The organism is Shewanella sp. AC91-MNA-CIBAN-0169 (assembly GCF_040310165.1).
Lineage (GTDB): Bacteria > Pseudomonadota > Gammaproteobacteria > Enterobacterales > Shewanellaceae > Shewanella.
Genome location: NZ_JBEOPM010000002.1, coordinates 178,157 through 196,862 on the forward strand (window position 1 = coordinate 178,157; position 18,706 = coordinate 196,862).

General features: G+C 41.3%; 21 protein-coding genes. All 21 read left to right on the forward strand.

Annotation, left to right across the window (positions count from 1 at the left end):
- The first annotated feature begins 23 nt into the window (after positions 1-23).
- The 21 genes from fliL to AAEY98_RS03340 all read left to right on the forward strand — a co-directional run bounded on the left by fliL (position 24) and on the right by AAEY98_RS03340 (position 18,703).
- On the forward strand, positions 24-545 hold the full coding sequence (fliL, locus tag AAEY98_RS03240; protein WP_351011322.1) for a flagellar basal body-associated protein FliL: 522 nt from the start codon (positions 24-26) through the stop codon (positions 543-545).
- A 29-nt stretch (positions 546-574) separates the two neighbouring features.
- Positions 575-1,603 carry a flagellar motor switch protein FliM gene (gene fliM / locus AAEY98_RS03245; protein WP_011636663.1) on the forward strand — a complete coding sequence of 343 codons (1,029 nt, stop codon included), beginning with the start codon at positions 575-577 and terminating at the stop codon, positions 1,601-1,603.
- Between the two features lie 11 nt (positions 1,604-1,614).
- Entirely contained in the window at positions 1,615-1,998 is a 384-nt protein-coding gene (gene fliN, locus AAEY98_RS03250; RefSeq protein ID WP_011636664.1) for a flagellar motor switch protein FliN, read from the forward strand.
- Positions 1,999-2,091: 93 nt separating this feature from the next.
- Positions 2,092-2,493 (forward strand): flagellar biosynthetic protein FliO, encoded by a 402-nt coding sequence (fliO, locus tag AAEY98_RS03255; RefSeq protein WP_242445114.1) that lies wholly within the window; start codon positions 2,092-2,094, stop codon positions 2,491-2,493.
- On the forward strand, positions 2,493-3,254 hold the full coding sequence (gene fliP / locus AAEY98_RS03260; RefSeq protein ID WP_162022664.1) for a flagellar type III secretion system pore protein FliP: 762 nt from the start codon (positions 2,493-2,495) through the stop codon (positions 3,252-3,254). The genes fliO and fliP overlap by 1 nt, the downstream gene beginning before the upstream one ends.
- Positions 3,255-3,266: 12 nt before the next feature.
- Positions 3,267-3,536, forward strand: coding sequence for a flagellar biosynthesis protein FliQ (gene fliQ / locus AAEY98_RS03265; RefSeq protein WP_011636667.1), 270 nt, complete (start codon positions 3,267-3,269; stop codon positions 3,534-3,536).
- Positions 3,537-3,539: 3 nt separating this feature from the next.
- Entirely contained in the window at positions 3,540-4,343 is an 804-nt protein-coding gene (gene fliR / locus AAEY98_RS03270) for a flagellar biosynthetic protein FliR (protein ID WP_162022665.1), read from the forward strand.
- A 9-nt stretch (positions 4,344-4,352) separates the two neighbouring features.
- Complete coding sequence (gene flhB / locus AAEY98_RS03275) at positions 4,353-5,486, forward strand: flagellar biosynthesis protein FlhB (RefSeq protein WP_351014947.1); 1,134 nt, start codon at positions 4,353-4,355, stop codon at positions 5,484-5,486.
- A 116-nt stretch (positions 5,487-5,602) separates the two neighbouring features.
- Entirely contained in the window at positions 5,603-7,702 is a 2,100-nt protein-coding gene (gene flhA / locus AAEY98_RS03280; protein ID WP_011636670.1) for a flagellar biosynthesis protein FlhA, read from the forward strand.
- A gap of 29 nt (positions 7,703-7,731) precedes the next feature.
- Positions 7,732-9,117 (forward strand): flagellar biosynthesis GTPase FlhF, encoded by a 1,386-nt coding sequence (flhF, locus tag AAEY98_RS03285; protein WP_162022667.1) that lies wholly within the window; start codon positions 7,732-7,734, stop codon positions 9,115-9,117.
- A 4-nt stretch (positions 9,118-9,121) separates the two neighbouring features.
- Positions 9,122-10,003, forward strand: a complete 882-nt coding sequence (locus AAEY98_RS03290) for a MinD/ParA family protein (protein WP_011636672.1) — start codon at positions 9,122-9,124, stop codon at positions 10,001-10,003.
- Entirely contained in the window at positions 9,996-10,715 is a 720-nt protein-coding gene (locus AAEY98_RS03295) for an RNA polymerase sigma factor FliA (RefSeq protein ID WP_101085378.1), read from the forward strand. The genes AAEY98_RS03290 and AAEY98_RS03295 overlap by 8 nt, the downstream gene beginning before the upstream one ends.
- 44 nt (positions 10,716-10,759) lie before the next feature.
- Positions 10,760-11,143 carry a chemotaxis response regulator CheY gene (gene cheY, locus AAEY98_RS03300; RefSeq protein ID WP_011919599.1) on the forward strand — a complete coding sequence of 128 codons (384 nt, stop codon included), beginning with the start codon at positions 10,760-10,762 and terminating at the stop codon, positions 11,141-11,143.
- 13 nt (positions 11,144-11,156) lie between these two features.
- Positions 11,157-11,894 (forward strand): protein phosphatase CheZ, encoded by a 738-nt coding sequence (locus tag AAEY98_RS03305; RefSeq protein WP_101085377.1) that lies wholly within the window; start codon positions 11,157-11,159, stop codon positions 11,892-11,894.
- Positions 11,895-11,909: 15 nt separating this feature from the next.
- Entirely contained in the window at positions 11,910-14,123 is a 2,214-nt protein-coding gene (locus AAEY98_RS03310; protein ID WP_182743867.1) for a chemotaxis protein CheA, read from the forward strand.
- A 30-nt stretch (positions 14,124-14,153) separates the two neighbouring features.
- Complete coding sequence (locus tag AAEY98_RS03315) at positions 14,154-15,350, forward strand: protein-glutamate methylesterase/protein-glutamine glutaminase (RefSeq protein WP_182743866.1); 1,197 nt, start codon at positions 14,154-14,156, stop codon at positions 15,348-15,350.
- Positions 15,343-15,807 (forward strand): membrane anchored protein in chemotaxis locus, encoded by a 465-nt coding sequence (locus AAEY98_RS03320; RefSeq protein WP_351014950.1) that lies wholly within the window; start codon positions 15,343-15,345, stop codon positions 15,805-15,807. Before AAEY98_RS03315 ends, AAEY98_RS03320 begins: the two co-directional genes overlap by 8 nt.
- A 45-nt stretch (positions 15,808-15,852) precedes the next feature.
- Positions 15,853-16,647, forward strand: a complete 795-nt coding sequence (locus AAEY98_RS03325; protein WP_351014952.1) for a ParA family protein — start codon at positions 15,853-15,855, stop codon at positions 16,645-16,647.
- Positions 16,631-17,713 carry a chemotaxis protein CheW gene (locus AAEY98_RS03330; RefSeq protein ID WP_101085372.1) on the forward strand — a complete coding sequence of 361 codons (1,083 nt, stop codon included), beginning with the start codon at positions 16,631-16,633 and terminating at the stop codon, positions 17,711-17,713. The genes AAEY98_RS03325 and AAEY98_RS03330 overlap by 17 nt, the downstream gene beginning before the upstream one ends.
- 2 nt (positions 17,714-17,715) lie before the next feature.
- Entirely contained in the window at positions 17,716-18,210 is a 495-nt protein-coding gene (locus AAEY98_RS03335; protein ID WP_011636681.1) for a chemotaxis protein CheW, read from the forward strand.
- Between the two features lie 94 nt (positions 18,211-18,304).
- Positions 18,305-18,703 (forward strand): DUF2802 domain-containing protein, encoded by a 399-nt coding sequence (locus AAEY98_RS03340; protein WP_059747932.1) that lies wholly within the window; start codon positions 18,305-18,307, stop codon positions 18,701-18,703.
- Positions 18,704-18,706 lie beyond the last annotated feature (3 nt).

Below are 18,706 nucleotides of genomic sequence, written 5' to 3' on the forward strand. Positions count from 1 at the left end.
CACAATGTTGATTAGGAACCAGAATGCCTGAACAAGAATTAGAATTAAACGAACCCGCTGAAGGCGGTAAAAAAAGTAATAAGCTGCTTATCTTTGGTGGTATTGGTTTAGTGTTGGCTTTACTGATTGGAGGCGGATTGTGGTTTTTCATGGGGACGGATGAGCCAGCCCCTGTTGCTGTAAACGCTGATGACGCTACAGAAGCTGTTGCACCGGTCAATAATGCTCAAGCTGATTACGTTGGCATGCCTAGGCCTTTCCTATTTAATTTACCAGGTGTCGATCGAGCTAGATTAGTTGAAATAAAAGTCCAATTAATGGTGCGCGGTGAAGATGATAGTGTGCTTACACAAAAACATATTCCATTAATTGAAGATGCATTACTAACTACTTTTAGTGCAGCTGACGTACAAAAACTCAGTACCCAAGCCGGTAAAGATGAGCTGCGTCAGTTAGCCTTACTCAATGTTCAAAATACGCTGCAACCAATAACAGGTAAGAAAGTTGTTGAAAAAGTCCTGTTTACTGGTTTTGTAATGCAATAACCAAAAGCATTAACTGCTAAGGCGATGATGTGAGTGATTTATTAAGCCAAGATGAAATTGATGCGCTTTTGCATGGTGTTGATGATGTTGATGATGATGAGATAGAAGAGGACAGCGCTGATGCGCGTTCTTATGATTTCTCTTCTCAAGATCGAATTGTGCGTGGCCGTATGCCCACGCTTGAAATCGTAAATGAGCGATTTGCACGGCATTTACGCATCAGTATGTTTAACATGATGCGTCGCGCAGCCGAAGTGTCGATCAATGGCGTACAAATGCTGAAGTTTGGCGAGTATGTACATACTTTATTTGTGCCAACCAGTTTAAATATGGTGCGTTTCAGTCCACTTAAAGGCACTGCATTAATCACCATGGAAGCACGTTTAGTCTTTATTCTGGTAGACAATTTCTTTGGTGGTGATGGTCGTTTTCATGCCAAAATTGAAGGCCGTGAATTTACACCAACAGAACGCCGTATTGTACAGTTGTTGCTTAAAATTATTTTTGAAGATTATAAAGAAGCATGGGCACCAGTAATGGATGTGGAGTTTGAGTACCTCGACTCTGAAGTGAATCCTGCAATGGCGAATATTGTCAGCCCGACAGAAGTGGTCGTGATTAATTCGTTCCATATCGAAGTTGATGGCGGTGGTGGTGATTTCCACATTACCATGCCGTATTCGATGATTGAGCCCATTCGTGAATTACTCGATGCCGGTGTTCAAAGTGATAAACAAGATACTGATATGCGCTGGTCGCAAGCATTACGTGATGAAATCATGGACGTGCAGGTCGGTTTTGATGTCAATGTTGTTGAACATGAAGTGACATTACGTGATGTGATGGGGTTTAAAGCTGGGGATATTATCCCGATAGATTTACCTGAACACATTATGATGCGAATTGAAGGTTTACCGACTTATCGTTGTAAAATGGGTAAATCGCGCGATAATTTAGCATTAAAAATCAGTGAGAAAATTCCGCGGCCAGAAACGGTTAAAACAGAGATGCAATTAGTGACTCGCAAAGGCAAGTCGCGTGATATTTCAGATTTATAAGGTGAAGTAGAATGAGCACAGAAGATACAGGCGATGACTGGGCCGCAGCAATGGCAGAACAAGCTTTAGAAGAAGCTGAACACGTTGAGCTTGATGAATTAGTCGATGATTCCAGACCTATCACGAAAGAAGAAGCTGCCAAGTTAGACGGTATTCTAGATATTCCGGTAACGATTTCCATGGAAGTGGGTCGCAGTTTTATTAGTATCCGTAATTTACTCCAGCTCAACCAAGGTTCGGTGGTCGAACTTGATCGTGTAGCCGGTGAGCCTTTAGACGTTATGGTTAATGGAACCCTGATTGCTCATGGTGAAGTTGTGGTAGTGAATGACAAATTTGGTATCCGTTTAACGGATGTTATTAGCCAAACAGAACGAATCAAAAAACTTAAATAACTAAAAAATATAATAAACAATAATATAGCAAAGATTGGCGTGTGTTGAGCTTTGCTAAGTTGGTTGCACAAACAAGGAATAGCAGTGGCGAATATGATACTAATGCTGAGCATTATGAGTGAGGCGTTAAGCGTCCCTGAAGTGTCTAGTACTCTGGCTAAAAATGCCTCTGCTCATCCCGCTGAAGTGTCTAATGTGGCAACATTAGCCAACATGGTTGGTGGATTAATTGTCGTATTAGCGCTTATTTTTTTGTTAGCTTATATTGTAAAACGTCTTAAGTTAGTGCCATCTAATGGCGGTGTGATTAAAACGATTGCAGTAACTCCCATCGGTCAACGTGAAAAAGTGGTATTGGTGGAGGTCAATGGTCAGCAATATCTACTTGGTGTAACCTCGCAACAGATTAATCTGATTGATAAGTTAGCCACCCCCGTCGACGTTCCCATTTCTTCGTTTGCTAGCCGTCTAAAACAAGCCAAGGAACAGCAATAATGAATAAGTACACAACAGCATTGGTATTGGCGATGATGGCGCTAGTGGCAATGGTTTTATCGCCTTCAGCACTGGCTCAAGATGGGGTGTTACCTGCGTTAACGGTTACAACAGCTGCAGACGGAACAACTGAATATTCGGTAACAATGCAGATTTTATTGCTGATGACAGCAATGAGTTTTATTCCTGCAATGGTGATAATGCTCACTTCATTTACCCGCATCATTGTGGTGCTATCGATATTAAGACAAGCTTTGGGTTTACAACAAACACCCTCGAATCAGGTATTGATCGGCATCAGTTTGTTCATGACGTTTTTTATTATGGCACCAGTTTTTGATAAGATTTATGCTGAAGCTGTAGAGCCTTATATCAATGAAACCATGACCTTAACGCAAGCTTATGATGTTGGTAAAGAACCCATTAAAACATTTATGCTATCGCAAGTGCGTACCACAGACTTACAAACATTTATTGAAATTTCTGGTTACAAAGATATTCAATCTCCTGAGCAAGCACCAATGAGCGTGGTGATCCCAGCGTTTATTACCAGTGAACTTAAAACGGCGTTCCAAATTGGCTTTATGCTGTTTGTGCCTTTTTTAGTACTCGATTTGGTCGTCGCCAGTATTCTAATGGCCATGGGTATGATGATGTTGTCACCGATGATTGTGTCACTGCCATTTAAAATTATGTTGTTTGTACTCGTCGATGGTTGGGGCTTAGTGATGGGCACATTAGCGAATAGTTTCGGAATATAAGGCCGCGTATTTATGTCTCCAGAATCGCTCATTGATATCTTTCGAGAAGCACTGTCAGTTATCGTACTGATTGTGTCAGCGATTATTTTACCAGGCTTATTCATCGGTTTAATTGTGGCGGTATTTCAGGCCGCGACATCTATTAACGAACAAACCTTAAGCTTTTTACCACGTTTATTGGTGACGTTATTCGCGTTGATGTTTTTAGGCCATTGGCTAGTACAAACCATGATGGATTTTTTCTTTGAGATGGTTAATCTCATCCCACAGGTTATAGGTTAAGCCATGGATATTTTGTTTGATGAAATCAGTCAAACAATTGCCGCATATCTTTTGCCGTTTTTCCGTATTTCATCCATGCTCATGGTGATGGCGGTATTTGGCGCCAATACGACTCCCGCTCGAGTTCGATTGATGTTATCCGTGGCGATAACGATGGCCGTTGCGCCTATTTTACCTCCTATTGAAAATGTCGAGTTACTGGCATTGAGTTCAGTTTTTGTCATTGCTCAGCAAATTTTAATTGGCGTCACCATGGGATTTGTGACCTTAATGGTGATGCAAACTTTTGTATTAACAGGGCAAATAATTGGTATGCAAACCAGTTTAGGTTTTGCCTCCATGGTCGACCCCGGTTCTGGTGAGCAAACGCCTGTTGTGGGTAACTTTTTTCTATTATTGGCAACACTTATCTTTTTAGCTGTTGATGGCCATTTGTTAATGTTACGTATGCTGGTGGCCAGTTTTGAAACTATTCCCATTTCAAATCAAGGTATATCAATCGCCAATTATCGTGCGCTTGCTGATTGGGGTAGCTTTATGTTTGGTTCGGCATTAACAATGTCGATTTCGGCCATTGTGGCGTTGTTATTAATCAATTTATCCTTTGGTGTAATGACTCGCGCCTCGCCTCAGTTGAATATTTTCTCTATTGGCTTCCCTGTCACTATGGTTAGTGGTTTGTTGATTTTGTGGTTAACGTTAGCACCTATCATGGCGCATTTTGATGAAGTGTGGATGGCTGCGCAATTACTTATGTGTGACGTTTTGCAACTTCAATGTCAACTAAATGGCTCAGTGGTATTTTAAGGGGCACATATGGCAGAAAGTGACAGCGGTCAAGAACGCACTGAAGAACCCACAGGAAGGCGACTTGAACAAGCTCGAGAAAAAGGTCAAGTCGCTCGCTCTAAAGAGTTAGGTACCGCAGCGGTTTTGCTTGCTGCATCTGTTGGGTTTTCGATGACAGGTCCGGCTATTGCCAAAAGCCTCTATACCATTATGGAGCAGATACTTTCCATGGAGCGCGATCAGATTTTTGATACTAACTCCATGTTCCGAGTATGGGGGGTCGTCGGCAATGAGCTTGCAGGGCCATTAATTAGCTTTATTGCTTTGCTGGCGTTTGTGTCTTTCCTAGGCAATATTGTGTTAGGTGGCATGTCTTTTTCAGTCAAAGCGTTTATGCCTAAAGGCAGTAAGTTAAATCCCATGAACGGTTTTAAGCGTATGTTTGGCACCCAGGCATTGGTTGAGCTTACTAAGGGTATTGCTAAGTTTTCGGTGGTAGCATTATCGGCTTATTTTTTATTAAAATTTTATTTCTACGATATTTTGACTCTGTCCAGTGATCACCTGCCGGGCAATGTTTATCATGCTCTAGATTTGCTTATCTGGATGTTCATCTTACTCTGCAGCTCGATGTTATTGATTGTAATTATTGATGTGCCATTTCAAATTTGGAACCACAAAAAACAGTTAAAAATGACTAAACAGGAAGTCAAAGACGAATATAAAGACACTGAAGGTAAACCTGAAGTTAAAGGCCGGATAAGACAAATGCAGCAGGAGATGGCGCAACGACGCATGATGACCGAGGTGCCTAATGCGGATGTTATTGTGGTTAACCCAGAACATTATGCAGTGGCAGTTAAATACGATGTCAGCCGATCATCAGCCCCTTTTCTCATCGCTAAAGGTGTCGATGACGTAGCTTTTAGAATACGTGAAATAGCTCGAGAGCATAACGTTGCTATTGTATCGGCCCCGCCGTTGGCTCGTGCTATTTACCACACGACTAAAGTGGATCAACAAGTGCCAGAAGGCTTATTTACTGCTGTTGCGCAGGTCTTGGCTTATGTATTCCAGCTTAGGCAATATCAAAAAGGTAAAGGTCGTAGGCCAAAACCTATCCCGCTTAAACAACCCATACCAGATGATTTAAAGCACTAATAACTAATCTATTTTAGATAGATAACATTTATGGCTTAATTTTTGCTTTGTATGTTTATTCGCGTCAAATAACAGTCCATTGACGCCGTGATCTGACATAAAGGGTTCATCTTAATATGGATGCAAAAGCAGCTTTTGGCCAAATGAAACAAATGAAAGTATCTACTTTTAAAGGGATCGGAACGCCTTTATTAGTACTTGCTGCGTTAGGAATGGTGGTTTTACCTATTCCTGCTTTTTTGCTAGATATTCTGTTTTCATTCAATATTGCGTTGGCTTTAGTTGTACTCTTAGTTGCTATTTATGCTGACAGACCACTCGATTTTGCTGCTTTCCCTACCGTATTATTAATTGCAACGTTACTAAGACTCGCTCTAAACGTCGCCTCTACCCGTATTGTATTGCTTGAAGGTCATAATGGTGGTGCCGCTGCGGGTAAAGTCATTGAGGCTTTTGGTTCTGTGGTTATTGGCGGCAATTATGCCGTTGGTTTAGTGGTGTTTATTATCCTTATTATCATTAACTTTGCAGTAGTAACTAAAGGTGCGGGGCGTATTGCTGAGGTGAGTGCTCGTTTTACCTTAGATGCAATGCCGGGTAAGCAAATGGCCATTGATGCTGATTTAAATGCTGGCACATTAACCCAAGACCAGGCGCGGATCCGCCGTGCTGAAGTAACTCGTGAAGCCGATTTCTACGGTGCGATGGACGGTGCTTCAAAGTTTGTTAAAGGTGATGCCATTGCAGGGATCATGATCCTAGTCATCAATATGATTGGTGGATTTGTGATTGGTATGATCCAGCATGGATTAGACTTTTCTAGCGCGGTTGAAATTTATACCTTACTAACCATCGGTGATGGTTTAGTTGCACAAATTCCCGGTTTATTGCTGTCTATTGCCGCGGCTTTAATGGTGACGCGTCAAAACGAGTCAGGCGATATGGGCCAAATGATGTTCAGTCAGATGTTTGACAGTCATAAATCATTAGCCATTGCAGCTGGGTTACTCTTTATTATGGGTATTGTGCCTGGTATGCCTCATGTTGCGTTTTTGACATTTGCATTTATTACCGCTGGTGCTGCGTACTTTATTTACAAGCGTAACGTTGACAAAAAGCAAGCTGCACTAACGTTAGCAACTAAAGGGCCGGTTGAGAGCAAGGATAAAGAACCTAAAGATTTAAGCTGGGACGATGTGCGCCATGTTGATACTATTGGTCTTGAAGTCGGATATCGCTTAATTCCGCTGGTTGATAAGTCTCAAGGTGGTGAATTATTAGGCAGGATCAAAGGCGTACGTAAAAAACTGTCACAAGAATTAGGTTTTTTAGTGCCAGCGGTGCATATTCGTGACAATCTAGACTTATCACCTAATGCGTATCGAATTTCGTTAATGGGCGTCGTAGTGGGTGAGGCTGAAGTTAGGCATGATTGTGAATTAGCCATTAATCCTGGCCAAGTTTACGGTAAACTAGACGGTATTGAAACTCGCGACCCAGCTTTTGGTTTAGAGGCAGTTTGGATAGCGCCAGAGCAACGTGAACATGCACAAACTTTAGGTTATACCGTCGTTGATACTGCAACGGTTGTAGCGACTCACATAAGCCAGTTACTGAGTAATAATGCTGCTAAGTTATTAGGTTACGAAGAAGTCCAGCAGTTAATGGATATGCTTGCCAAGAACTCTCCTAAATTAGTGGATGGTTTTGTACCAGATGTCATGCCTCTGGGATCAGTTGTTAAAGTGATGCAGAACTTACTGAATGAAGGGGTATCGGTACGAGATTTACGCACCATAGTGCAGACACTATTAGAGTACGGTACTAAGAGCAATGACACTGAAGTATTAACGGCAGCAGTGCGTATAGCGTTAAAACGTATGATCGTACAAGAAATCTCTGGACCAGAACTCGAAATCCCTGTCATAACATTGGCGCCAGAGTTGGAACAGATGTTGCATAAGTCTATGCAGGCGACTGGCGGTGAAGGACCTAATATTGAACCTGGTCTTGCAGAGCGTATGCAGCAGTCATTATTAGACGCTGCACAGAAGCAAGAAATGGTAGGGCAACCAGCCATTTTATTAACATCGGGTATGCTTAGGTCAACGCTGTCAAGATTTGTTAAATACACTATTCCAAATTTACGAGTGATTTCATATCAGGAAATCCCGGACGAGAAACAAATTAGAATTGTTTCTGCAGTAGGCCAATAGTGATAACGTCAGTTTATAGAGGTGCATAAGTGAAAATTAAACGATTTTTTGCCAAAGATATGCGCGCTGCATTGGCTCAAGTAAAAGAAACCTTAGGTTCTGACGCTGTCATTATGTCAAATAAAAAAGTCACTGGCGGAATCGAAATTGTCGCTGCTGTAGATTATGATGAACCTAAAGCCGCCATCGCATCACAAGCGCCGACTACCGGTTTTATGGATGTTAGTGACGATAGGGTGTCATTAGGCGCTAAGCCTGTGATGAAAGCTCAATCAAAGGTGAACCCACCTCCTGAGGCCGACTCTTTACAAGCCTTACTTCAAAAACAACATAATCGCATGACACAACAAATGTCTGTCAGCCAAGATGAACCGGATTTACCAGAATGGGCCCGCCAATTACAAGGGGCAAAGTCTGCTAAACCAGCATCAACTTTTCAATCGCAAGCGGCACCAGAGCAAGCTAAAAAAACCAATAAAAATCAATCTGCTGATATGGATGCTCTGCGCGAAGAAATGGCTTCATTGCGTAACTTATTGACCCATCAAGTTTCATCGTTGATGAAAGATCAAAAAAAGCGTACCGATCCTGTTGGCGCAATGCTAGAAAGTAAATTGATTGCAGCAGAGTTTTCTCCAGCCGTTGCTGCTAAACTAGCGGGGCTAAGTCAACACTACACCCCAGCCGATTTAGTGAGAGCATTACCACAAAGTTTAGCCAATTTACTCGACAATCAAGGCGACGATATAGTTAAACGTGGTGGTGTTGTGGCGTTTGTTGGTCCAACCGGTGTAGGTAAGACAACTTCTTTAGCTAAAATAGCCGCTCGCTTTGCCGCCCATCATGGCCCAGAGCAGGTAGCATTGATTACCACAGACCATTATCGTATTGGTGCCTATGAGCAATTAGCGACTTATGGCAAAATAATGGGCTGTCCGGTTAAGCAAGCACATGATTTAACCGAATTAGAACAAATTTTATATCAATTTAGAAATCGTAAGTTAGTATTAATTGATACCGCAGGTATGGGACAGCGAGATATGCGCTTATATCAGCAACTGGATAATTTAACAGCAAATAGTAGGATCCCAATTCGGAGCTACTTAGTCTTATCTGCGACTGGTCAACGTCGTGTGTTACAAGATGCTGTAGAACATTTTAAACGAATTCCATTAGCGGGTGCGATTTTAACAAAGTTAGATGAATCGATATCAATTGCAGGTGCATTGAGCGTATTGATTCAAAATGAGTTACCATTAAGCTATGTTACTGACGGTCAACGTGTTCCTGAGGACATGAAAGTAGCAGATACGTTAGAGTTGGCTAAAAAGGCTCTCGCGGCGTTAAATGAAACAGAACAACAATCGTCACAAGACACAGTGTGGTCTAATGACACAGCCTATGCATTTGAGTAAAGATATGACTCGGGATCAAGCAAGTGGTTTACGTATGATGAATCAACCAAATAACGATAAAGTTAAAGTAATTGCCGTATCCGGTGGTAAAGGCGGAGTGGGTAAAACCAGTGTGTCAATTAATACTGCGGTAGCACTAGCTGAAAAGGGCAAACGCGTATTAGTGCTTGATGCCGATTTAGGTTTAGCCAACGTCGATGTCATGCTTGGGATACGTGCTGAGAAAAATTTATCTCATGTTTTGTCCGGAGATGCCGAATTAGATGACATCATTGTTCGTGGGCCTAAAGGTATTGGTATTGTTCCTGCCACATCGGGTTCTCAAGCGATGGTTGAGTTGTCGCCAGCACAACATGCTGGACTTATCCGTGCATTTAGTGAAATGCGAACTCAGTTCGATATTTTAATTGTGGATACTGCTGCTGGTATATCAGACATGGTGCTGAGTTTTTCTCGTGCATCACAGGATGTATTGATAGTCGTTTGCGACGAACCAACATCAATTACTGATGCTTATGCGCTGATTAAAATTTTAAGTCGTGAACATGGTGTGTTCCACTTCAAAATTGTGGCAAATATGGTACGTAGTTTACGAGAAGGTATGGAATTATTTGCTAAACTCAGTAAAGTGACGGATAGATTTTTAGATGTTGCTTTAGAATTAGTGGCAACAATACCATTCGATGAAAATTTACGTAAAGCTGTTCGTAAGCAAAAGTTAGTTGTTGAAGCGTATCCTAAGTCGCCTTCAGCTATCGCTTATCATGGATTAGCCAATAAAATTATGACTTGGCCAGTTCCACAACAGCCAGGTGGTCATTTAGAGTTTTTTGTTGAACGTCTTGTACAACGTAAGCCGATACAAGAAGGAAGAACGAGTGAATAAAGCCGCCGCGTATACTCAGTTCGATAACAAAACGTCTATTGTTGAACAGTATGCACCGTTGGTAAAAAGAATTGCTCATCATATGCTGGCAAGATTACCAGCATCGGTGCAACTTGATGATTTATTACAAGCTGGGATGATGGGGTTACTTGAGGCCTCATCTAAATTTGATAACAGTAAAGGGGCTAAGTTTGAAACCTTTGCAGGCATCAGAATTCGTGGTGCAATGATAGATGAAATTCGACGTGGTGACTGGGTTCCGCGCTCAGTTCATCGTAATAATCGTTTAGTAGCACATGCAATTGATGAATTGGGGCAACTGCTTGGAAGAGATGCCAATGATACAGAAATTGCTGAAAAACTTGATATGTCTCTCGATGAATACCATCATATCTTAAATGATGTTTCTGTTGGTAAAATCATAGGCATAGAAGACCTTGGCGTGTCGCAAGATGTGTTAATCACAGACAACGAAACGCCAGATGAAACCTTTGACTCGCTTGCTGAAATTCAATTCCAATCTGCATTGGTTGAAGCAATTAAGACATTGCCAGAAAGAGATGCATTAGTGTTGTCGTTGTATTACGACGAAGCATTAAATTTAAAAGAAATCGGTGCCATCCTTGAAGTTAGCGAATCGCGAGTAAGCCAGATATTAAGTCAGGCAATGCTCAGATTAAAAGCGAAACTCAAGCATTGGACACAAGAATAATAACTTATCTAGAGCAAACGAGTGTCAGCTCACCGGAGGAAACCTTGGACAAGAATATGAAGATTCTTATTGTTGACGATTTTTCAACAATGAGGCGTATCATTAAGAACTTGTTGCGAGATTTGGGATTTAATAATACCCAAGAAGCAGATGATGGCTCAACAGCCCTACCTATGTTACAAAAAGGCGATTTTGATTTTGTGGTAACAGACTGGAATATGCCTGGAATGCAAGGTATTGATTTACTTAGAGCAATCCGTGCAGATGATTCGTTAAAGCATTTACCTGTGCTAATGGTAACTGCAGAAGCTAAGCGTGAACAGATTATTGCTGCAGCGCAAGCCGGTGTAAATGGTTATGTCGTAAAACCTTTTACCGCAGCTACGTTAAAAGAAAAGTTAGACAAAATCTTTGAACGACTCGCATAAGCAAGGATAAGTCATGCAGGCATCAATATCGGGGTTAATCACTCTCGAACAGGCCCAAGAACTTGTTGAATTGCTTACCTTGGGTCAACAAGATAAAGCCGATGAAATGATCAGAGAGCTTGCAACGCCATTGCAGCGTGAGCTTTTTGAAGAAGTCGGTAAGCTAACTCGACAACTCCATAGTGCACTAAAAGATTTTCAAGTTGATAACCGTTTATCTGAATTAGCCAATACCGAAATACCAGATGCTAAAGAAAGATTGAACTATGTTATCGACATGACAGAACAAGCTGCAAATAAAACCATGGATGCAGTTGAAGAATGTCTACCTTTGGCCGATACCATCATTAGCAATATACAATCAGTGACGCCAATGTGGGATAAATTGATGCGTCGTGACATAGAAATGGGTGAGTTTAAGTCACTTTGTCATGATGTTCAGCAGTTTATGTTACATAGTGAAAATGATTCTAATCGTCTTCGCGAGTTATTAAATGAAATTTTGATGGCGCAAGACTTCCAAGATTTGACGGGGCAAATGATCCGTCGAGTGATTGATTTAGTTCGTGAAGTAGAAAGTAATCTGGTCTCAATGCTAACGGTATTCGGAGATCATACTACTGAATCATTGCCAACTATAAACGAAAATAAAATAGAAGCAGAAGGTCCCATCATGCATGCTGAACTGCGTGAAGATGTGGTGACAGGTCAAGATGAAGTAGACGATCTGCTATCAAGTCTGGGTTTCTAATTAGGAGTCAATTTAATGTCTTTTGATGTTGATGAAGAGATACTCCAGGACTTTTTAATTGAAGCTGGCGAGATTTTAGAGCTTCTACAGGAGCAGCTAGTTGCTCTTGAAAATAATCCTGATGACAGTGATTTACTCAATGCTATTTTCCGTGGATTCCATACTGTTAAAGGTGGGGCTGGTTTTTTAAGTCTAAAACCGATGGTTGACGTGTGTCATGAAGCTGAAAACACGTTCGATTTATTACGCACCGGTAAACGTGGCGTAAATGCAGAATTAATGGATATTATTTTGCAAGCGGTCGACGCAATTAATTCCATGTTTGCTCAAACTCAACAGGGAGAATCACAAGACCCTGCGGATTCTGCATTACTTGCTAAACTCAAATTATTAAGTTCAGGAGCGCCATTACCTTCAGAAATGTCGGCAGATGAGCCAGAACCAATTGAAAATATTGTTGAATTCAGTGATCCTGAATATGTCGAAGATATTAGCATTCCCTCAGCGGAAGCATCTGACACTGGCAGTATTGATGACATTGATGAGTTAGAATTTGAGGCGTTGCTTGATGCCTTACATGGTCCGGGTAAAAGTCCTGTTGCAGCTAAACCTTCTGAAGTAAAAAAAGACAATATTGATTCAAAGCCTGCCGCAAGTAGTAGCGATGAAATCACTGATGATGAGTTTGAAGCATTATTAGATGAATTGCATGGCTCAGGTTCATTTGAAGCTAAAACCAAACCTGCAGCTCCAACTAAGCCTGCTGCAACGCCTATTGTTGAACCCCTTGTTGATTCTGATGAAATAACTGACGATGAATTTGAACGTCTTTTAGATGAATTACACGGAAAAGGTACTGCGCCAGTTGCTAAATCGCAAACGCCTCCTCCAGCTCAACCTTCTAAAGCCGTTGCTCCTGTGCAAGCAGCAAAAGTTAGCCCAGCTCCTGTTGTTAAACCAGTAGCGACATCAGTCCCTGTAGTTGCTCCAAAGGTTGAACCTGTAAAAGACAAAACACCTGCTAAAGCGGCGTCTGTCCCACAAGGTGAAACAACGGTTCGTGTTGATACTGCTCGTTTAGATCAAATCATGAATATGGTTGGTGAGTTAGTGTTAGTGCGTAACCGATTGGTTAGTTTAGGCATTAATCGTGAAGACGAGGAGATGTCCAAAGCGCTAGCAAACCTGGATTTGGTTACGGCTGATTTACAAGGTGCGGTGATGAAAACCCGCATGCAACCGATTAAGAAAGTTTTTGGTCGTTTCCCGCGTGTTGTCCGTGATTTAGCCCGTACCTTAAATAAAGAAATTGATTTAATCATGATTGGTGAAGAAACCGATCTTGATAAAAACTTAGTTGAAGCGTTAGCCGATCCTTTAGTCCACTTAGTTCGAAACTCAGTCGATCACGGTATCGAAATGCCGATAACTCGTGAAGCTAGCGGTAAATCTCGAACCGGTACCATTACCTTATCGGCTAGCCAAGAAGGTGACCACATCCTGCTTAAAATTGAGGATGATGGCGCGGGAATGGACCCTGAGAAGCTAAAACAAATTGCGATAAGTCGTGGTGTGCTTGATGAAGATGCCGCTTCGAGAATGACCGATAACGAAGCTTACAATTTGATTTTTGCCCCAGGGTTTTCAACCAAAGTTGAAATTTCAGATATTTCAGGCCGTGGAGTAGGCATGGATGTGGTGAAAACCCGCATCAACCAACTTAACGGTACTGTTTATATTGACTCAATGAAAGGTAAGGGTACTGTTCTCGAAATTAAAGTGCCATTAACCTTGGCTATTATGCCGACATTGATGGTTGATGTGTCTAATCAAGTTTTTGCACTACCATTATCAAGTGTGAATGAAATCTTTAATTTAGATTTAACAAAAACCAATATAGTCGATGGTCAATTGACGGTGATTTTCCGTAATAAGGCCGTGCCATTATTTTACCTAGAACATTGGCTGCACAGTAAAAAATCAACCTTTAAACATGGTGATAAGAAGCATGGTCATGTGGTTATTGTTCAGCTTGGCACTATGCAAATTGGTTTTGTTGTAGATGCATTGATTGGACAAGAAGAAGTGGTCATTAAACCGCTTGGCAGTATGTTACAAGGTACTCCAGGTATGGCGGGTGCGACAATTACATCCGATGGTGGTATTGCACTGATTTTAGATGTGCCAGGACTGCTAAAACATTACGCTAAAAGCAAAAAAATAAAATAAAAATAAAAGTTCCATTATTTAAGGAATTAAATGGCCATAAAAGTACTAGTTGTAGATGATTCTAGCTTTTTTCGACGTCGAGTCAGTGAGATTGTCAATCAAGATCCTGATCTCGAAGTCGTTGCCGTTGCTGTTAATGGCAAAGAAGCTGTTGATATGGCTGCAAAGTTAAAGCCTCAAGTCATTACGATGGATATTGAAATGCCTGTGATGGACGGTATAACTGCTGTCCGTGAAATTATGGCTAATAATCCTACTCCCATTTTAATGTTTTCATCGTTAACTCATGATGGTGCTAAAGCGACACTTGATGCGTTAGAAGCCGGTGCACTAGATTTTTTGCCAAAACGTTTTGAAGATATAGCAACCAATAAAGACGATGCGATTCTTTTGTTACAGCAACGAATTAAAGCATTAGGTCGACGTAGGATATATCGGCCAAGTTCGTTAACACCTACTTCATTACCAGAATCTCGTCGTTCAACGATTGCGGCTCCAGATATCAACACGCCTCGTCGTCCGCTAAGCAGCCGTTTAGCTTCCACAACAACGCCTGTAGCGACTCGTTCCAGTTTATCCACAACCTTAGCAGATCGTCAGAGCGCTAATCCGACAACGTCTTCAATATCGTCTATTCGGGCCAGTGGTAAGCAATATAAATTGTTACTCATCGGGACTTCAACCGGTGGGCCAGTAGCATTACAGAAAGTATTAACTGCATTTCCTGCAAATTATCCTCATCCCATAGTGTTGATACAGCATATGCCTGCGGCGTTTACTCCAGCCTTTGCAGCTCGTTTAAATACCTTGTGTAAAATTGAGGTAAAAGAAGCTGAAAATGGTGATGCCATGCGCCCTGGTTGTGCCTATTTGGCGCCCGGAGGCATGCAGCTCATGATTGAGCGAAGCGGTATTTCTGGAAGACTTAAAGTCATTTCCGGAACCCAAGAAATGAACTATAAACCGTGTGTTGATATTACTTTTGCATCAGCATCCAAAGCTTTTGGCGGTGATGTTTTAGCGGTTGTATTAACGGGAATGGGCGCAGACGGTAGAGAAGGTGCCAGAATGTTAAAGTCTGTCGGTGCCACTATTTGGGCGCAGGATGAAGCAAGCTGCGTGGTATATGGTATGCCTCAAGCTGTAGCATCAACCGGTATCGCAACTCACTCTATTTCATTAGATAATATGGCTGAAGCTATTTTAAAAGAGTCTAGTCGTGGCTAAGCCAGAATACTCATTGCAGACCAAGCAAAAACTGGGATTTTTTTTGTCCTTTATTGCCATAGTAGTATTAGCGGGTTTGTATATTGACGCTGATCAAAAAGTGACGTTATTAGAGCAGGATGTAGCACGATTAACGGCGTCTCAAGTGTTATTGATGGTACCCGATGATCAGGCCGCGAATATTGCTAATTGGTTAACTCAACATCCTGAACAAACTCAAGCAATCATAGCGTCAGCAGGAAAAAAACAAGCACAAAGTGTGCTGTTTGGTCCGGGTTCTTTAGATGATGCACCGCTTACTGATATTGATAAGGTAGAGCACGATACTGATGTTTTTGCTGAACAAAATGATCAAGAAGTCATAGTGTCAGAAGATGCTCAGGGGGTTAAAGTGATCCGTTTACCTAATGGTGGCATCCGTGTAACAACCCGCGATGATAAACAACACAAGCAGTAGTCAATTTACCATAACAATATCATTATAATGAGTTGAGAGGCTTCTTTGAAAGTATGGACGGTAGCTAACCAAAAAGGTGGGGTAGGTAAAACCACCACAGTAGCCAGTTTAGCCGGAGCATTGGTTAAACGTGGCCAACGAGTGTTGATAATCGATACCGATCCTCATGCTTCATTGGGCTATTACTTAGGTATTGATTCAGACGAAGTGCCTTGCTCGCTTTATGATGTTTTTTTGAATCATCAAACACTGACCCAAGAGTTTATTTTACAAAATGTGCTTCCAACTCAAATTGAAGGGCTTGATATCATTCCGGCTAATATGGCGTTAGCGACACTTGATAGGTCACTAGGTCATCAAGAAGGAATGGGGTTGGTGTTACGTAACTTATTGTCATTGCTTGAAGATAAATATGATGTTGCTATTATCGATTGTCCGCCAGTATTAGGGGTGTTAATGGTTAATGCATTAGCAGCAAGTCATCACATTATTATTCCTGTTCAGACTGAGTTTTTGGCGATAAAAGGACTCGAACGTATGGTGAAAACCATGGAAATAATGGGGCGTTCTAAGAAAACCCGTTATAGCTATACCGTATTACCTACAATGTATGACAAGCGCACTAAAGCGTCCCCAATAGCGTTACAATTTTTGCAGGATAAATATGCTTCAACACTGTGGCCTAATGATGTAATACCTGTAGATACAAAATTTAGAGATGCAAGTTTGGCTCATTTACCCGCATCACATTATTCAACCAGTAGCCGAGGTGTAAAAGCATATAATCGTCTGCTGGATTTTTTATTTTCTCAGGAGTTTACTCATGTCAAAATCGGTTGATGAAACTGTTTTTGATTATTTCAGTCTTTTATTACAGGAATCGCCTAAACCGATTACTGAGCAAAGCCTTGAGGTAAAACCAAGTCTTTCTGTTAATTCCGTTAATGACATCACCGATAAAGTGTCAATTATTAACGACGACAAACCGACTCGTATGTCGGCTGAAATGACGTTATCGGCACATTATTCACAACTAACATCATCTAAAGCCTCTCCTGTCATTGCTAGGCAATATGCAGAGCCAACTACCAGTGTCGATAAACAGGCACTTGAAAAATTATTATCTGCTGTGTCTAAACCCAGAGTAGAAACCGATTTAACGCAACAGATTAAAGCCAGTGCAGAACGAGTTCGTCAGGCTATCACTCATATTGAGCCTGAAGTTGGCATTAGTCGTGCAAAAATACAACAAACAGAATTAACGAATAAAGAAATCAAGCCGTTAGTCGATATAAACAATAACGAAAGTTCACATGCTGATATAAAAGACGCTATTATTAAGCATGAACAGTTGGTAGAGAATTCGCCGACGCAAGAGCACAATGCGCCACAGACTCAGGTTGGACACCAACCGCCCAGTATTACTCATGATTTGCAAGAGTTACTTGAAGATGAATTTCAGGTGTTATTCTTCAATGTAGCAGGGTTAACACTCGCTGTGCCATTGGTGAGTTTGGGTGGGATTATAAAAATAGAGAAGATAAGCCATCTTATCGGTAGGCCATCTTGGTTTAAAGGGGTGCAAACCCACCGAGATACTAAAATAAATGTGGTTGATACGTGCGCGTGGGTGATGCCTGAAAAATATACTCCAGAATTAGCACAGACAGTAAATTATCAATATCTTGTTATGCTTGAAGATAGTCAGTGGGGATTAACGTGCGAATCGTTAGTTAACGCCGTTAAAATAGATAAATCACACGTCAATTGGCGTGAGAAACCGGGTAAGCGTCCTTGGCTTGCTGGGGTAGTAAAACAACAAATGTGTGGCATTTTACATGTTCAAGCATTAATCAAAATGCTTGATGCAGGTTTAGGTTGTCAGGATTCGATTGACCGAGGTTAACTATGAGCAATTCTAGAAGTGTAGCAGCGGCTACTGCAGCTAAAGACGATTTAGTATTACAATGGGTTATATTTAAGCTAGATAATGAAACCTACGGTATTAACGTAATGCAAGTTCAAGAAATATTACGTTACACCGAAATTGCTCCTGTACCAGGTGCACCAGATTATGTTTTAGGTATTATTAACTTACGCGGAAACGTGGTAACGGTTATCGATACTCGTTCACGTTTTGGTTTGCCATCAGCCGAACTGGATGATTCTACTCGAGTGGTTATTATTGAAGCTGAAAAACAAGTGATCGGGATTTTAGTTGATAGTGTCGCTGAAGTGGTTTATTTACGTCGCTCAGAAATTGATAACGCGCCGAATGTGGGCACTGAAGAAAGCGCTAAATATATTCAAGGCGTCAGCAACCGCGATAACGAATTATTGATTCTAGTCGACTTGGATAAATTATTATCTGATGATGAGTGGGTAGAGTTAACACAAATTTAATCGTAATCTGATGAAAAAAGCCAACCGAATTACTGTTGGCTTTTTGTTTTGGCTTTAATTTTGTTTTTTTGGTTGAAGCAACAAAGGTATGTTAATGGGTGATGAATTTCTAATTGCGGCTTTAGTGTATGTTATTGCATGTCTTGGTTTGGTACTTTACTTACAAAAACAGTCGAGTAAATTAAAGACTAAAGTTAATGCCCTAACAGTGCTAGTAAAAGAAAGCGACCGTCAGCGGGAAGCTGTTAAACGTGAACTACACGAATTGCGCAGTGGTACTATTGGTGTAGGAAGGCGAGTTGTCGAATTAGAGAAAAAACTCTCCAAGCAATTTGACATGTTGGAAGAAGCTAGCCAGCAAGACCCTCAAGCCAAATTATATTCTAGGGCAGTAAAAATGGTGGGTTTGGGGGCCGGTATTGAAGAGTTAATGCAAGAGTGTGAGTTACCTAAAGCAGAAGCTGAATTAATATTACGCCTACATCGAAAATAGCCC

Bases quoted from the DNA above. Each gene is read 5' to 3' on its own strand.
- AAEY98_RS03330 (WP_101085372.1), top strand. From the start codon at position 16,631: ATGTCAAAATCGGTTGATGAAACTGTTTTTGATTATTTCAGTCTTTTA.
- fliO (WP_242445114.1), top strand. From the start codon at position 2,092: ATGATACTAATGCTGAGCATTATGAGTGAGGCGTTAAGCGTCCCTGAA.
- AAEY98_RS03305 (WP_101085377.1), top strand. From the start codon at position 11,157: ATGCAGGCATCAATATCGGGGTTAATCACTCTCGAACAGGCCCAAGAA.
- fliP (WP_162022664.1), top strand. From the start codon at position 2,493: ATGAATAAGTACACAACAGCATTGGTATTGGCGATGATGGCGCTAGTG.
- AAEY98_RS03340 (WP_059747932.1), top strand. From the start codon at position 18,305: ATGGGTGATGAATTTCTAATTGCGGCTTTAGTGTATGTTATTGCATGT.
- AAEY98_RS03335 (WP_011636681.1), top strand. From the start codon at position 17,716: ATGAGCAATTCTAGAAGTGTAGCAGCGGCTACTGCAGCTAAAGACGAT.
- AAEY98_RS03315 (WP_182743866.1), top strand. From the start codon at position 14,154: ATGGCCATAAAAGTACTAGTTGTAGATGATTCTAGCTTTTTTCGACGT.
- fliQ (WP_011636667.1), top strand. From the start codon at position 3,267: ATGTCTCCAGAATCGCTCATTGATATCTTTCGAGAAGCACTGTCAGTT.
- fliR (WP_162022665.1), top strand. From the start codon at position 3,540: ATGGATATTTTGTTTGATGAAATCAGTCAAACAATTGCCGCATATCTT.
- flhA (WP_011636670.1), top strand. From the start codon at position 5,603: ATGGATGCAAAAGCAGCTTTTGGCCAAATGAAACAAATGAAAGTATCT.
- flhB (WP_351014947.1), top strand. From the start codon at position 4,353: ATGGCAGAAAGTGACAGCGGTCAAGAACGCACTGAAGAACCCACAGGA.
- fliL (WP_351011322.1), top strand. From the start codon at position 24: ATGCCTGAACAAGAATTAGAATTAAACGAACCCGCTGAAGGCGGTAAA.
- fliN (WP_011636664.1), top strand. From the start codon at position 1,615: ATGAGCACAGAAGATACAGGCGATGACTGGGCCGCAGCAATGGCAGAA.
- AAEY98_RS03310 (WP_182743867.1), top strand. From the start codon at position 11,910: ATGTCTTTTGATGTTGATGAAGAGATACTCCAGGACTTTTTAATTGAA.
- AAEY98_RS03290 (WP_011636672.1), top strand. From the start codon at position 9,122: ATGACTCGGGATCAAGCAAGTGGTTTACGTATGATGAATCAACCAAAT.